General features: G+C 54.6%; 10 protein-coding genes. 2 read left to right on the top strand and 8 right to left on the bottom strand.

Going from position 1 to position 16,181, the window contains the following annotated elements; all coding sequences use genetic code 11:
• Positions 1-7 precede the first annotated feature (7 nt).
• Genes OES20_02745 through OES20_02710 form a run of 8 tightly spaced genes read right to left on the bottom strand, consistent with a single transcriptional unit; the run spans position 8 to position 11,361 of the window.
• On the bottom strand, positions 8-2,113 hold the full coding sequence (locus tag OES20_02745) for a BatA domain-containing protein (protein ID MDH3633599.1): 2,106 nt from the start codon (positions 2,111-2,113) through the stop codon (positions 8-10).
• The gene (locus OES20_02740) at positions 2,110-3,033 is read right to left on the bottom strand and encodes a DUF58 domain-containing protein (GenBank protein ID MDH3633598.1); all 924 of its coding nucleotides are present in this window, start codon (positions 3,031-3,033) and stop codon (positions 2,110-2,112) included. The genes OES20_02745 and OES20_02740 overlap by 4 nt, the downstream gene beginning before the upstream one ends.
• An 11-nt stretch (positions 3,034-3,044) precedes the next feature.
• Positions 3,045-4,088: a MoxR family ATPase gene (locus OES20_02735; GenBank protein MDH3633597.1), complete on the bottom strand. Its 1,044-nt coding sequence runs from the start codon at positions 4,086-4,088 to the stop codon at positions 3,045-3,047.
• A 59-nt stretch (positions 4,089-4,147) separates the two neighbouring features.
• Complete coding sequence (locus tag OES20_02730) at positions 4,148-6,691, bottom strand: tetratricopeptide repeat protein (GenBank protein MDH3633596.1); 2,544 nt, start codon at positions 6,689-6,691, stop codon at positions 4,148-4,150.
• Positions 6,692-7,663: a C13 family peptidase gene (locus OES20_02725; GenBank protein ID MDH3633595.1), complete on the bottom strand. Its 972-nt coding sequence runs from the start codon at positions 7,661-7,663 to the stop codon at positions 6,692-6,694.
• The gene (locus OES20_02720; protein ID MDH3633594.1) at positions 7,660-9,924 is read right to left on the bottom strand and encodes a VWA domain-containing protein; all 2,265 of its coding nucleotides are present in this window, start codon (positions 9,922-9,924) and stop codon (positions 7,660-7,662) included. The genes OES20_02725 and OES20_02720 overlap by 4 nt, the downstream gene beginning before the upstream one ends.
• A 26-nt stretch (positions 9,925-9,950) precedes the next feature.
• Positions 9,951-10,754 carry a DUF4159 domain-containing protein gene (locus OES20_02715; GenBank protein ID MDH3633593.1) on the bottom strand — a complete coding sequence of 268 codons (804 nt, stop codon included), beginning with the start codon at positions 10,752-10,754 and terminating at the stop codon, positions 9,951-9,953.
• Positions 10,755-10,812: 58 nt separating this feature from the next.
• Entirely contained in the window at positions 10,813-11,361 is a 549-nt protein-coding gene (locus OES20_02710; GenBank protein MDH3633592.1) for a hypothetical protein, read from the bottom strand.
• A gap of 471 nt (positions 11,362-11,832) precedes the next feature.
• On the opposite strand from OES20_02710, the gene OES20_02705 reads away from it, so the two are divergent.
• Positions 11,833-13,962, top strand: a complete 2,130-nt coding sequence (locus OES20_02705; protein MDH3633591.1) for an HDOD domain-containing protein — start codon at positions 11,833-11,835, stop codon at positions 13,960-13,962.
• Between the two features lie 17 nt (positions 13,963-13,979).
• A complete protein-coding gene (locus OES20_02700) occupies positions 13,980-16,175 on the top strand; it encodes an EAL domain-containing protein (protein MDH3633590.1) in 2,196 nt (731 codons plus the stop codon).
• The last annotated feature ends 6 nt before the right edge of the window (positions 16,176-16,181 follow it).

The raw sequence follows: 16,181 nt of genomic DNA, 5'->3' as shown, positions 1-16,181 counted from the left end.
GAGTTTGTCAGGCTCCGGTCCGTTTGTTGGTAGACCAGTTTTGCACGATCCAGTTCGCAGAAAATGCCTCGACCAGCATCAATACCAGTACCACGGATAGAAACGCGTGCCACAGCTGCTGAAATTGCTCGTACTCGGCGACCTGTCGCCGGGTAAGTAATCCGACCCTCTGTGTCGGTGCGACCGTGGCTCTAATTTCCTCTACAAAACGTTCGGGGTCAAGAATTTCGAGATTCGCTTCGACCGGATTGATATTCGCCGCCAGCACCACTTCCGCGTCCGCCGGGGTTGCGCGGTGGACCTGGTAGAAGCCGGGTTCAGTAACAGCCAGCAAAGGTGATTGCCGATCCAGGCGGATTTCCCCGGTCGACGGCGTTTCGACAACCACGGCCGCGTCATCAGCGGCAGCGACGATTGCATCACCGCCGGCAAATGCACGTGCATAGTGCATGACATCGATGACGCTACCGATTTCAAATCCCTGCGGGTAGGATTCAAAGTCTGCCAGGTAGCGCAGGGCCTGGTGCAGGAAAGGCAGGAAGGGCGGCTGCAGGGCAAGATCGTTCCAGTGTGTGTCGAGCGTGCTGGTCAGAACCAGCACGCGGCCTTGCTGTTGCGCTGTTTCCAGCAGCGCCGGAGCACCATCGCTATAGCGTGCCAGCACCCGGTCGCTCGCGCTGGTTTTAAAATTACGGTAGCTGAAGATCCGTGCCGACGACAGGTCGATACCCTTCGGGACCGAGGGATCGTTGGTGAGCGGATGATCGCTGACGATTTCCGAAATATCTCGTGCTTCGCCTGGTTTCGAGTCGACCCGACGTAACGGCGTCCCCGGCAGGAAACCGTCGTTGCCCGCCGGCCAGTTAGCCTGGAGGTTTTCCCCGGTTGCAACCAGTAAACCGCCCCCGGACACAACAAAATCCTGCAATGCCGAGCCCAGCTTGCCTCCCGGGATCGATGCATCGTTAACGATAATGACTGCCCAGGTCGCGAGGTCTTCCGGATTGAGTTCCTGCCAGCGCAGGCGCTTGATGCTGAATACGGGATTACGCGAAAGCCGCAACGCATTTTCGAGGTAAAGCGACTGGTTGGGGCGTGGTTGCGCGCTTTCGACGATTAATACCGGTACCTGTTGTTTGCTGGAATAGACGAAGAATGCGTTGTTATCGATTGACAGGTCATCGTCATTGAGGCTGACCACGCCCCGCACCAGGTCACCGCCGGTACCCAGGTTGTCAAAAGTTTCGCTCAGCATACTGCCGGGTGCCAGGTGCAAATCACGTGTTGCGAGTTGACGCCCATTTACCGTTAGCCGAAGTTGCTGGTCCAGCCTGTCTGTCGCATGGTTCGTGATCTCGACCCTAAGCGAATATTCGTCAACAGTGTTGCGCGTTGGCGGCCCGATGGTAAGCGATGAAATCGTCGTATTCGTCACGCTCACGACATCGACTGGTAGCATTTTTAGTTCGATATCCCGGTTGATTTTCGGGATTTCACCGGGCTTTACCGCACTCGCCTGGAAGTCGGATACCAGTAAAACCTTTCTGGTGCTTGCATTACTCGCGTCCAGCAGTCTCGCTGCCTGTTCCAGGCCCAGGCGCAGTCGGGTAGCGCGCATACCCGGCGCCTGGCGCCTGATCACCGTGCGCAGGTTTTCCGCGTTGCTGGAAAGGTCGCTGACGACGGCGGCGTTTTCATCGAATACGATGACAGCGATTCTATCCTGTGCCTGTTTCCGGTCGACCAGGTCCAAAGCCATTTGCTGCGCCTGCTGCCAGTGATCGGCAACGCGCATGCTGTAGGAGCGATCGATTACGATGACACTATCCGTACGTTCCGGGTCGAGCGCAACCGGTCCGGTCTCGCCGACCAGGAACGGGCGTGCAAACGCCAGCACGATGAGCAGCAGCAACAGGCAGCGCAGCAGTAACAGCAGCCAGTTTCTGATCTCGAGCCGACGTTTTTCACGCAGCGGGATGCGCTCGAGAAACATCAGTGACGGGAACTTGATACCGTTAACGCGGTGGCGTTGCACCAGGTGAATCAGTATCGGCAGGGCCAGTAACAGTGTGCCGGCCAGGTAGAGCGGGTTGATCCAGGACAGTCCCATCATCGCACCCGGTTCTGCCGCGCTCGATCCGACAGGTAGCGAAACAGCGTGCTATCGAGGGGCTGCGATATGTCGGTAAATATGTAGTCGATCTGGTTTGCGCCGAACCGGCTTTCCAGCTCGGCCTGGTGTTCCTGGACCAGCTGGCGATAGCTGTCGCGAAACTGCTCGCTCGCGATCGGTAAATTAACCCCCGACTCCAGGTCCTCGACGCTGGTGACTGCACCGAGATCGAGGCTCAGTTCGAGCGGATCGAGCAGGTGAAACACGATCAGGTCGTTACCCCGGTAATGCAGCTGGTTTATTGCCTTCAAAAGCCTTTCCGGAGTTTCGTACAGGTCCGAAATCAGTACCACGAGGCTGCGTCGCCGCAGCTGCTCGGCAATTTTTTCGAGTGGCCGATGATATTCACTGGCCCCGCCGACCTTTAGCTGGTCGAGCATATGTAACACGCGTTCGAAATGCCTGATCGATGTCGGGATGACATCGACGATATCGTTATCGAAGGTAACCAGGCCGATGCGGTCGCGCTGACGCCTGGACAGGTAGGCGAGACTCGCAGCGAGAAATTTCGCATAGCCGAGCTTGGTCACCGCACCGCTGCCGTAATCCATGGACCTGGAAACATCCAGCACCAGGTGCAGGTTCGCGTTGGTATCGGCTTCGAATTGCTTGATGTACAGCCGATCGGTGCGCGCGTACAGGCGCCAGTCGATGCGCCGTACATCGTCACCCGGCATGTAGGCACGGTGTTCGGCGAAATCCATCGTCATGCCGAGCAGCGGCGATCGATGCAGTCCGCTGATGAATCCATCCACCACGTTGCGCGCCACCAGTTCAAGGTTATCTATTCGAGTCAGCACCTCCGGGTCGATAAATCGTTGACCGGGTACCTGGCCGCCAGCTTCCCTTGGTTCCAGCATCGCGCTATTACCTACATGCCTGAACTCGGTAGCGGCACCGCGTCGACCAGTCGATCGATGAGTTCATCAGCACTGATCTTTTCCGACTCTGCATGAAAGTTACGCAGCACGCGATGCCGCAGCACGGGTTTGGCGAGCTTGACGATATCGTCGAAATCGACATGGTAGCGTCCGTCCACCAGCGCGCGCGCCTTGGCGCCCAGTACCAGGTATTGTGCAGCGCGGGTACTGGCGCCGTAGGCAACCCAGTTGTCAACAAAGTCGAGTCCGCCCGGTGATCCGGGCCGGCTGCTGCGTACCAGGCTCAACGCATACTGCGATATCGCCCCTGACACTGGCACCCGGCGCACCAGTTTTTGAAACTCGCGGATCTGCTCCCCGTTCATCGCGTAGTTGAAACTGACATCGCGTAGCGACGTGGTCTGGCGTACCACGTCAAGTTCTTCCTGTTCCGACAGGTAATCGATGACAATCTCGAACATGAAGCGATCGAGCTGCGCTTCCGGCAGGGGATAGGTGCCTTCCAGCTCGATCGGATTCTGCGTCGCGAAAACGAAGAACGGCTCGCCGAGATCGTAGGTCTTGCCCTGCACCGTGACCTGGTGTTCCTGCATTGCCTCGAGCAGTGCGGACTGGGTTTTGGGCGGGGTGCGATTGATTTCATCGGCGAGCACGATATTCGAGAATATCGGTCCGGGCAGAAAAGTGAGCTCGCGCTTTCCGGTTTCCGGGTTTTCCTGCACCAGGTCAGTGCCGGTGATATCCGAGGGCATCAGGTCCGGGGTGAACTGGATACGGGAAAAGCCGAGATCCAGTACCTGTGCGATGGTGTGAATTAACAGGGTCTTGGCGAGGCCGGGTACGCCGACGATGAGGCTGTTGCCACCCGCGAGGATGGTGAGTAAAACCTGCTCGACGACGCTATCCTGTCCGACGATCATTTTTGCCAGCTCTTCGCGGGTTTTCTGGTAGCGGGTTTTCAGGTCCTCGGCGAGCTGGATATCATCTGCAGCCTGCAGGGATTCAGTTTGCATGTCCATCGGCGTGTCTCTCATGCCTGTTATATCCTGGCAGAATCAACTGCCGACTGCGGTGTTCTGTCTTGATACACCGTCTATTGAGTCTCGGTCGCGGCGGGTACCAGGCCCCGCAACGAGAGCAATAATTCCTGCGCGGGGTGGAAATTAGGCGCGATCTCAAGCGCATATAATATCTGTTCACGTGCAGAAGATCGATCGCCCGCGCGATCATAGGCGTAGGCCAGCTGGTAATAAGCTTCTGCCTTATCAACCGGGTCCAGTGCCAACAGGGCACGCCGTTCGCGCGTAACCTTGCCCCAATCTCCCAGGCTGGCCTGGTGCCCTGCCAGTGCCCGGTGCAGCTCCAGCTCGTAGGGATAAATATAAATTGCGGCTTCGAGCGCCGCCGCCGCGCCGCTGTGATCGCCGAATTGGGCGCGCAGCCCGGCAAGCTGCAGATGCGCTTCAAGGTGTTCTGCATTGATCGCGGTCATGCTGGTCAGTTGTCGTTCGGCCAGCTCGTTCCTGCCCTGCCGCTGGTAGAGTTGCGCCAGTAGCCAGTAGCTGCTATCGGCACCCGCGTATTCCGGGAACAGTTGCTGTGCCCGGTCGAGAAACAACTCGGCCAGGTCCAGTTTGTCCTGCTCGAGCATTAAATTTCCGAGTTTGAGCTGATCAAAATACTGATCAGGTACCTCGGTATCCTGGGTTACCTGGTCGGGATCGATCGGTGGCTGCATCGATTGCCCCGGCTCGACCTGGTTGCCCAAGGCCCGTAACGCAGTCGCGTACTTGTCTCGCAGATACTTATCGAAAGCGGCGTCGAGCGCGGCTGCATCGAGTTGCAGGCGTGCAGGTAGCTCGTTATCGGGAGATTTACTGTCGCGAAAAGCATTCAGTGTTTCGCGGATGACATCGAAGCCCCAGCGGGATTCGATGAATTCAAATACCAGCGAAGCCTGGAAATAGGAATGAATGACCTGTTCCGGGTAGCTCGGGCGCACGAATCCATTGTTCAGCTTACTGAGCGGCAGCAGGCGGCCCTCGAGATAAGCGAGTAGAAATTCCGGCGTGACATCTCCTCCCCAGCCAGGTCGCGCGATGCGTTCCTCGTAGACGGCGAGACCTTCGGAAAACCAGCGCGGTACGCGGTTATCCGTCATCGACAGATGGAAGACGTGCGCAAGTTCGTGCCACAACGTCGAACCCCAGTTGAAAGCGCTGCGTTCGCGCGCGGCCGGGGAATCCATGGCCACCACCGGTCCGAAGCAAACCCCCAGCAGGCCGACTCCGGCGAGACCCACCGAGCGCACCGAGAAGTCGGCATGGTCCGGGTACAGTTCTACCCGGATGGATTTATCGGGTTCGTGTCGATAGCGCGCACTGAAATGCCGGTAGGCGCTGGCCGTCAGCTCATGTATGTATTCCCCGAGTAGAGCATTTTCATTGCGATGCAAAACAACCTGGAACTGGCCTTCGGTGATTTGCACATAGTCGTTAAAACTGTCAGCGAGCTGCAGCGTATTTTTTATCCAGATGTTATAGGGATCGCCGCTAAACGAGCGCTCGAGATTGGCCCTGCCTTCGGAGATCAGTCCCAGGCGCAGCTGGTTCATACCCAGCAGTCCATAACCCTGCCACGATTGCGAATCAAGCTTTACCGCGATGGCGGCAAAATCCTGTGCCTCGCGGTAGAGTCGATTTCGTGCCGCGAGGTCGGCGAGTGCAGTATATAGCCCGGCATACCGGGGATTGAGTCCGAGCACCCGCTGTTCGGCCGCAACGAACCCGACAGTGTTTCGCTCGAGGTGATGCACCACCGCCAGCATGGCCAGGGCCTCGAGCGACACGGGATTTACCTCGAGCGCCCGTTGAACCTCGAATTTTGCATCCTCATACTGTTCCAGCTCGAGGTACAGGCGCGACATGAACACCCGGGCCGGAACCAGGTTTGGATTGAGCTCAAGTACCTGCAATGCGGTCTGCATGGCCGCGGAGGAATAGTCGAAGTGCTGGCTCCTGGCCAGTCCCAGCAGCGCCAGTGGGTGCTTGTCGTTCCTTGACAGTACTTCTTTGAAAACTTCGAGCGCTTCCTGGTTGTTATATTTCTCGAGCAACAGTTCACCCAGTTCGATTCCGGCATCGACTTCGGACGGATTCATACGGCTCGCCTGGTCGAATAACTGTACTGCCTCTTTGAACAGCTGTGGGTCTGACCTGCCAAGCATGCGCGTGGCATTTGCGATGGCGTAAAGATCGCGGGAGTTCAGGTCGGGTTGCGTCTGGAAAGCCTCACGGATCTCGTGATAGAAGCCCTCCGCCAGCTGATGCTCGCCCCGTAGGTGATGAATCTCGGCGAGATTCCACTTTGCCATCAGCAAATCGACATCTGCCAGGTCGATGACCTGCTGGAAATGCGCAAATGCTGCATCCAGGTCACCGCTGATGTACTCGAGTTCTCCGAGCTCGTTTAGCAGGCGCGCGTTGTTATTGTCTAACCTGAGTTCGTCGCGCGCCAGGTCAAGCGCCTGTTGATAGTTTCCGGCGAGGCGCAGGGTCCGGAGCGTTTCAAGCGGGGAGGCACTGGCAACCGCGGCAAGTTGAACGCAGATCAGCAGCAATGCCAGGCCGGATTTCATTTATCCGCCCTGTGCCCTGATTTCCCGGCTCAACAGCGCCAGGTCGACCAGTAAAATTTCAAGTTCGGCGTAGTACTTTTCCGGGGTCAGATTGTCACGCTGCAATTTCAGTTCGCTGATCGATTGCTCGATCAACTGTTTACGCTTCAGCATCGCGATCAGTTTACTGGAGGCGCCCGTCGCCTGTGATGGGGGTTGCTGCAGGTAGGTGCGATTTGCAAGTGCACCGTCTGCTTTAAATTCACCGGGATCGAGGCTACCTGCGCCGTCGCCATTGTCGTCCAACATTGCATGTTCGGTCGGCAGGCGTTTTTCAGTTTCGAAACTACGCTTTACTTCACGTCGCGCATAGTCGAAAGCCTCCAGCATCGAAATTCTTTCATCCTTGTCCCGGTCCGCGTTCATTGTGGTGAAGGCGGCGATAAATAACTCACCGAATAGCGCCGCGTGGTACTCGCGTCCGCTCGATGTTGCGGTAATGACAACACGGTTATCACGGCTCAGCGGTTTTAGAAAAGGGCCGCTTGCCGATGCCGTGTTGACAATAACGCTCGTGCGATCGTCGAACCCGGACATTGCCTCGGCGAGTTCTTCGGCCGATATGTCGGGGCCGGGCAGGTTGAATACTGCGCTTTCGCCGCGCGGATTTCCATGGCCGATCAGCACCACGAATATCCGGTCTTCGGCACTAGATCTGGCGCCGATTTCCAGCAAAGCCTCCTTGATCGTTGCCTTGTCAGCCCGCCGATGATTGACCGGCGTCTCGATTGGCGAATCGGCGGTCAGCAGCAGGATATTGCCGGTGTCGATACCAGCCCGGAGTGCCGCCTCGACCAGGCTCGAGGATGCGCGCGAAAACTGTTGCTTATAGTTTTCGGTTCCACCCAGGCCACTGATTATCAGCAGATGGTGTTGCAGTGCCTGCGCCGGCGCGGTCAGCAACACCAGGCAGATCACGAGTCCGATTTTCATACCAGGTTGCACCAGCGTCGATATCCCCACTCTGCGCATAAAAACAAAATCAGCAACAGGAATATTGATGGCATATCCCACAGTTCATGGCGAACCAGCGTGGTTGTCCCGCGTTGATGCGCTTGCAGTGCGTCCGCCAGCTTGTCGGCCTCGTTGGCGTTGAAAAAATCACCACCGGTGTCGACCGCCAGTTTACGCAGCAGTTTTTCGTTCATTTCTGAACGATAGTATTCACTGCCCTCGTCCGTCACGGTGAAGCGGGATTCGCTGCTGCGGATTACCTTATCCGGCTGTTCGAGCTCGATGTGCAGCAGGTAATCCCCGGGATCATTAGCTGCTATTTCAGTCTCGTAAACACCGGGTTCGGACGGGTGTGGGGTAAGGGGCTTTATCTGCTCCAGTCCGGTCGGTGCCGTTAGCACTGCGTGCAGCTGGCGTGGAGCATCGGATTTTTCACCGAAATCCAGCACTTCGCTGCGCAGCCTGATGGTTCCGCCAGAATGGATATTCTGGCTCGACAGGGAGAGACCAACCTGTGCCGGGACGTCTTCAACCAGCCAACGTAGCAGCTGGCGCCATAGGATCTCGTGAGTCTGATCTTCAGGCTCGATATCCTGGTGCATTTGCCAGTTCCATGAATTCTGTACCGCAAACGCGATTACCTTACCACGACCATAGCGCTGAGAAGCCATGATAACAAATTGATCTTGCTGTGCCTGCGGCGCACTGGTCAGCAGCAAGGTTGCCCCCGGTTTAACCTGTTGAATCGGATTGACAATGGTGAGCGGGGGCAGGGTTTGCCAGCGTGCAATCGATTTCTCATTATCGTCGGCAATCAATAACGCGGGTTGCACCAGGGCGGCCGCGGTCGGCTGGACCTTGACCTCGCGGCTGAACTCGGGTTGTGCCTGTTCGGCCATCACCACCGGCGAGATATCGCGTAGCAGCGAATCCCGGTAACCGCCCTCGGAAAACGCGTGGCGGCCACCGAGCATGAGCAGGCCACCACCGCGATCGCTGACAAACTCGACGATCATTTCCTGCTGTTCCCGGCTCAGCAGGGATATTTCCACGCTGCCGAGGATCAGTGCGTCGTAGGCAAACAGTTCTTTACGCGTAACCGGGAAACCATCGCGCAACTCCTGCTGCGATTCGATTCCAACCCGGTAAAACTTCGCATCCGCGGTTCTAACCAGGCCTGTTACGCCGAGGTTGCGATCATCCTCGACCGCGCGTCGTACAAACTTCAATTCGAATCGTGGTTCTCCCTCGAAGTAGAGGATTCGCATTTTATCGTCGTTGATCGACAGCATTTCCTGTTGACTGTTATTTGCGACGATTTGTTCATCTGCCAGGTTCGCGAGATAAAACTCCAGCCGTCGCGTACCGCTATCTTCCGCGATCAGCGGTATCCTGAAAGACTGCGTTCCCGGTTCAAGCGTTATGGTTTGTTTTTGCAGGATACGGCCGTCATCCTCGACGATGAGATCAAGCGATTCCCCGTTATAGCCTTGCTGGGTCACGGCAACATCGGCGATAACCCGGCTGCCTTTCAGCACACGGCTCGGTAACCTGATCCGGCTGATCTCGATGTCACGCTGGTAGCGGGGCTGGCCAACGCCGATGCTGAAAACCGGAACCTGGGCCGCCCGCAGCGACAACAGCAGGGCGTCGAGTTGCGCCGTCGAACGAACGGCACCATCGCTGATTACGACCAGTCCGGCGAGGGGTTCGCCTTGCAGTGTTTGTTGCACGACCTCGAGTGCCCGAACCAGGTTACTGTCGCCGTCATCGTAATTCATGGCCCCGATCCCGGTTATTGCTTGCGTGTCTTCGCCGAACCGGAACAGGCGGATTTCGAATCTCTGCTGCAACGAACGCAGCAGGCTACCGGAGTCAGCGTCGAGCTGCTGCTGAATTACCCGGCTGCGCGGTGCGCCGGCGAAATCCTCGATTCGCATACTGACAGAATTATCGAGTAGAATCCCGATCAGGCCCGGTTGTTCCAGTTGTGATGTCACTTCGAGTAGCGGTCGCGACAGGCTGAATAAAACCAGCGAAATAGCAAGACTGCGTAGCAGGGCGATTACCACCCGATGACGGATACCAGTGCTACCGCGCAGGTTGAAATAACCGAGTACGATGAAGGCAAGTACCAGTATCCCGACCGGCATCAGCGCCAACTGCCACCCTGGCAGGGCCAGGATCAGCGAGCCCTGATCGAAAAACTTCACTGGGTACTTGAACAGGAATTCGAACATGGCCGCGCAGCTTCCCCGGGGTATTGCTAATGGGTCATTGCGTAGATCACGAAATTGATCCCGATTTCAAAGGCATAGGTCGAAAACTTGAGTGGGTAATCCGCGTTGTCCGCCCATTCCCACGCATCCCCGAGATCGGTATTCCAGTTGATCAACACCATCAGCCGGCCGTCGTCGTCGTAAATGCCGCGTACGTGGGGGACGATACCGTCATATTCGTGCGTCGGGCCGCCTTGTGGTGCACCCCATCCCTGGCGCACGTTCGGCACCTGGATCACGCGATCGATATTATAGAAGACATTAAAGACCGGATGCTCCGGTGGCAGGTCGACAATGGCGCGGTCCGGGAATACCAACTGCATCTGCGCAACGAGCTGGTCCCAGGCCCAGCTGCCCCAGAAATCGTCGATCACCAGGAACCCGCCGGCCAGCAGATAGTTGCGCAGCGCCAGCACCTCCGCCTCGCTCAACGACATCGATCCCACCTCGACCGCGTACAAAAAGGGAAAGCGACGCAACATCGGGTCGGTCAACTCGATCGCATTGTCCGAGCCGTAGGCGTCGACAATGCTGAGGCGCTTGAGCGCCACCAGGAACTGGTGGTCGGCCTTCGGGTAGTCTATCGCCCAGCGACCACCTTCGTCGTAATCATCGAATTCACCGCTGTAGATGCCGCGTGTAAAATAAAACTCGTGTGCATTACCGGGAACTTCCTGTAAGGCCCTGGCTGCGGATTCTGATTCGCTGTCGCCTTGATGTGATTCGGCAAGCGAGATTGACGGCAATTGCCAGAATGCCAGCGTGAAAAAAAGAACGATCCCATGTTTCATAATTATTTACCAATATGGTCGGGGCAGATGACAGCTTGTCGGCTGGAGATGGCGGTTGTTACCGCGGTACCAACACGATATCGAAGCGTCCGAAGAGGATGGTTTCGCCATTAACGGTAGACTCCTCGAGAAATATCGCCTGGTCCGCATCGGTGTAACCTTCCAGGTTTGGATCGCCTTTGAAAAGTATTTGAGAATCGTAGTACTGGTAACCGTCGTGGTAGACCCCGATGTGGACATGCCTGACACCGATATAATTACCCGGCACCACCGATCCGAACTGGTAGCGTCCTTTTTCGTCGCTGAGCAGGGTCGTACTGTAGCGCTGCGTGTAATCGCCATTGCCGTTGGCCTGGCGGATCGAGATTGGTATCCCGGCCAACGGCGCACCGTCAAAACTGGTAACCCTGCCGCGGATGTTCATGCGTTGACCGGTATCTCCCGGTTGCCAGAGGTCGACCAGTTTCGGTTTGTTATCGGCCTCCTCACTGCCCTGGACTGTCGAGTCTGCCTGCGCAACGGTTAACCCGGATGCGAGTATCGTTTGTGGTAACAGCAGGGTTACGATCGCGAGCAATGCGGCAAGATTAAATTCGTTTTTGAGCATTTTCGAAGACCTCGCCTGGATGGGAATGATCAGGATTCCCATATTATTGTATTGATTGAAAAAATAGAATTGATCGAGTCGATAAGGTTACTACCGTATATTCAAGTTATCAATTCTGGTGAAAAGGGACCCGGAAGGGGATTGAAAAAGGGTTAGCTGTCAGTCCGTAAACCGGTCTCTGGGCAGCTCGATCACGGTCCGAGCGAGGGGCAGATTCCAACGATGCAAGTCGGGCAAAAAGAAGGATAAATCGAAATTAATGTGATCTGTGCCATGTTTTTGACATCTGAGTCATGTTTTCATGATCGCTGGATGGTCCCGTTTAGACCAATTTCGCCTTTAATCGGAGGAGATTGTTTCGCCTCGATGCTGATTTGGCGGATACTCGGTAAAAGGTCGAATCGGGATTAAAATATAGTATATTATCGGCTTCCCCCTTTAGTGTACTGAACAAATAAATAAGAAGAACGAATGCTTGATCTAGGAGGCTCGCCGAAATTGACGATAGAATCAATAGAATTGGTTCGGCTGCCCAGTCCCCCCCAACTTCTCAGTAAGCTGCTTGATATCTGTCATGATCCTGACAGTTCGATCGAGGAGCTGGCCGAATTAATTGGCACAGACGCGGCGCTCACCGCTAAATTGATCATGGCTGTCAACTCGGCTGCGTTCGAGATCAAACAACCGGTCGATAACCTGAGTCATGCCGTGGCGTTACTGGGCCACGAGCTCGTCAAAACCATGATGCTGACATCTTCGATGCAGCAATTGTTTGCCGGCTTGATCAATACGCAAAAAGAATTTGTCTGTAATACCTGGCTTGAATCCCTCTACTGTGCCGTCATATCGAAGGACTTCGCCCACTCGCTGGATTACGACTATCCCCAGGACGCCTACCTCGCGGGCTTGCTACATCATTTTGGACAGATCGTGTTTGACGCCAAGTTCCATGATCAATATGTCGATATAATGAATCTGGCGACCGAAGCTGAAGTTATCCGCAGGGAAATCGAGAAATTCGGCCTCAGTCATACCGACCTGGGTGCCAGCCTGATCGAGCAGTGGCCCAGCCTGAGCCCGGCGATTGCGGATGCTATTCGTTTTCATCACGAGGAGGAGGAGCAGCTGCAGGGCGGTGACGTTCTGTGCCAGATACTGTCCGAGGCCAGCGAGATGGCCCGGCACCTGAGTCGTTATGGCCGACCCGACAGCAAGTGGCAGTCGGGTCTCGTCGATGAAAAAGAATTGAAGCTGATTTATCTCCACGTGCAGGACAAGATGGCTCAGGTGGCCGCTTCGTTTGATATTCCCCATCCCAAGTCAGGAAGCCTCACCCAGGTGAATGTTTCGCAGGACATCGAGAGAGAAACGATCAAGCTTGCGCGCAGGATCAGGGACGCATCGTTAGTCAAGGTTATTACCTCCGAGGAAATTGATTCGACCAATATCAATACACCGAAGAACCTGCTACTTAAAATTGCGCGCGAGATGCAGTTGTTATTTTCCATTTCCGACGTGGCGATGTTGTTTCCCGATTCCAAAAATCCCGGGTACCTGGGGCTTTACGAGGTCAACCAGGTTCGCGCAGTCAGCAAGTTTTCGATTGAAAACAGCAAGAGCCAGATCATCAGGAGTTATACTGAAAAATGTAACATCTGGATCGAACCTGAAAAAGCTCGCGACGAAATATCGCCCATATCCGATCGACAGATCATCCGTAGGCTGAATCATGAAATTGCGTTCAGTCTACCTCTGGGCCATGGCGACCAGGTCATCGGTGCGGTTGTTATAGGTGCCGATAAAGACCAGAAAAAACCGCTCGAGAACCTGGGCAAATTTATCTCCGATTACCTGAAGATCAATGCCGAGATCTGGATTAAGAATAATCAGGAAGTGAAACAGCGGGCGTTCGAAGATAGTGTGAAAAAGGAGCAGGAGCATAAGGATGTCGACAAGCTGATTCACGAGATAAGCAACCCGCTGAGTGTCATCGCCAACTATATCGATGTTATCCAGGGGAACTCGAAATCGGATGGTTCCGAAAACGAGGCAGAAATCAGGATTCTGAAGGAAGAGGTGCAAAGGATCGGCAATATCGTTTTAAATTTCAGGGACGAGAAGGAATCCGAACCCGCAACGGTACTTTTAAATGAAGAACTGAAGATGTCGGTCCCGCTATACGTGAAATCGATCAGCAATGGCAAGGAGGTTGAAATCAAGTGGGCCCTGGATGAGTCGGACGCAGAAATCGAGATAACCCGGGATGCGTTACGCCAGGTTATTCTGAATCTGGTCAAGAACGCCATCGAGGCCCAGACTCGTGATGCCGAGATCGTGGTATCAAGCCGCCATTTCGTGAACATAGATGGGGCAACCTTTGCTCAATTTTCCATCGCGGATCGCGGCAGGGGCGTCGATCCAATCACCCGGCAACTGCTGTTTGCACCTCTGGCCAGTGCCAAAGACGGTGCCATCAGGGGGCTCGGTCTTTCTGTGACAGCCGACATCGTTGCGCGTTATAATGGTCAGATTAAATATATGGAAAACGAAGTTGGCGGATCCTCGTTTGAAATTTTGATTCCCCTGCGATTTAAAAGGTAACCTGTAATTCGGACCTGATGGACAATTTGTTGATAACCCTCGAAGAAAGAACTAGACGTTTTAATAAACCCACCTCTTTCCTGGTGGTTGATGATGAAAAAAGGGCCCGTGAAAGCCTGGTGACGCTGCTGAAGCGAAAATGGTCCGATATCACCGAGGCCGCGGATGGTGAAGAAGCCATCTCACTGATTCAACAACGCCAGTTCAACCTGATCATACTCGATCTCAATATGCCTAAAAAAACAGGTGATCAGGTGCTGTCTTTCATCCGCGATAAAAATATAAAAACAACGGTCATCGTGTTGAGTGGCGAGACATCGATCAACAAGGTTACCGAGGCAGTACGTCTGGGCGCCTATGATATTTTCAAAAAGCCTTACAGTTTTGATGATCTCGAGCATTCAATTCGCAATGCTCTGGAAAAATTAAAAATCGAGGATGAAAAATCGCAGATTCAAAATCGCCTGGCGCATTCAGAGCGACTACATCGTTACATGGTCGACAATTCCCCGGATCTGATTTACATGCTGAACCTGGCCGGCGAATTCAGCTTCGTCAACCACAGCATTACCAAGTTACTGGGTTATGAAAAATCCGAGGTGCTCGGCAAGCATTACAGTGAATTTATCGCCGACGAAGATCGGTTAAAGGCAGAATATCTGTTTAATGAGCGCCGCCGTGCCAGCCGCAGCAACAGGACGATAGAGCTGGGCCTGAAATGCAACACCCAGGATCCTTCAAAACCCTTTGATGTCACGACGCGTCCCATCGAACTCAACTCCATGGGCATTTACGCGGTCGATGCGAAAGATCCGAAGAAACTGAGCACCTACCAGGGCACCTATGGTGTTGCACGTGACATTACCAGCCGGAAAAAGGCGGAAAAATTAATCACCTTCCAGGCTTATCACGATCTGCTCACCAAGTTACCCAACCGCGCTATGCTGCATGATCGCCTGGATCTTGCCATCCGCCAGTCGGAAAGAACCGGTGAAACACTGATCATCATGTTTCTTGATCTCGACAGGTTCAAATTGATTAACGACAGCTTCGGTCACGTGGTCGGCGATCAGCTCCTGGTCGAGGTGGCCGGCCGTCTCAAGCGGGAAATCAGGACCGGAGATACCCTGGCCAGGCTGGGCGGTGATGAATTCATGTTGTTGCTGCCTCAGCCGACCACGCGGGAGCAGGCTGAAACGGTGGCGCAAAAATTGATCGCCAGTTTGCAAAAGCCCTTTTATTTGAAGGGCGAGGAAGTCTATATCAACATCAGCATCGGTATATCAGTGTTTCCGGATGATTCGAATGATATCAATACGCTGATAAAAAATGCCGATATGGCGATGTACGACGTCAAGGCGACCGGCAAGAATGGCTATACCTTTTATAACGACAAGATCGAACATGCTGCCGCCGAAAAAATTTCCATCGAAAGCGGGCTTCGAAACGCATTGAAAAATGATGAACTGGAGATTTTTTATCAACCACAGATGGACGTGGAAACCAGGAAAATTGTCGGTGTAGAAGCGCTACTGAGATGGAACCATCCCCAGCTCGGGCTGCGCCGTCCGAGCTATTTCATGGAGCAGGCCGAGGAATCCCGCATCATTGAGCAACTGAGTGACTGGGTACTGCGTCGAGTTGCCCGGGACTTGTTCAGTAACCAGGCCTTTTTGGAAAGCCAGATCAAGGTCAGCATCAACCTGTCGGCAACCGATATCAGGCAAAAAGACTTCCCGGAGACGCTGGTTTCCTTTACCGAGGTTTATGGCATCGAGCCCGAGCGGCTGGAAATCGAGATCACCGAGAATATGTTTATGAGCGATATCCAGTCCTGTACCCACAAGCTGCAGGTCCTGGCTAACAAGGGGATCTCGATTGCCATCGATGATTTTGGCACCGGCTATTCTTCACTCAACTACCTCCGCGAGTTGCCGGTTAGCACGGTCAAAATAGATTACTCGTTCATCTCGGAAATCGAGCGTTCGAACAAGGGAGCCGCGCTGGTTGCAGCCATTATCGGCATGGCACAGGGTCTGGGTATAAAAACCATTGCCGAGGGTGTTGAAAACACCAACCAGTCGGAATATCTCGAGGGTTTGGGTTGTCACCTGATGCAGGGTTTCCTGTTCAGCGAACCGATTAAAATCGACAATTTCCTGGATCGGGTAAGCTCTCAAAACAGCGAGCTTTCAAGCCTGTCAAACGCCTGATCTAAT

Source organism: Gammaproteobacteria bacterium, assembly GCA_029862005.1.
In the GTDB taxonomy this organism is placed as follows: Bacteria; Pseudomonadota; Gammaproteobacteria.
Note: the sequence above shows the minus strand (reverse complement) of the source record. Positions and strands in the feature narration are given on the sequence as shown.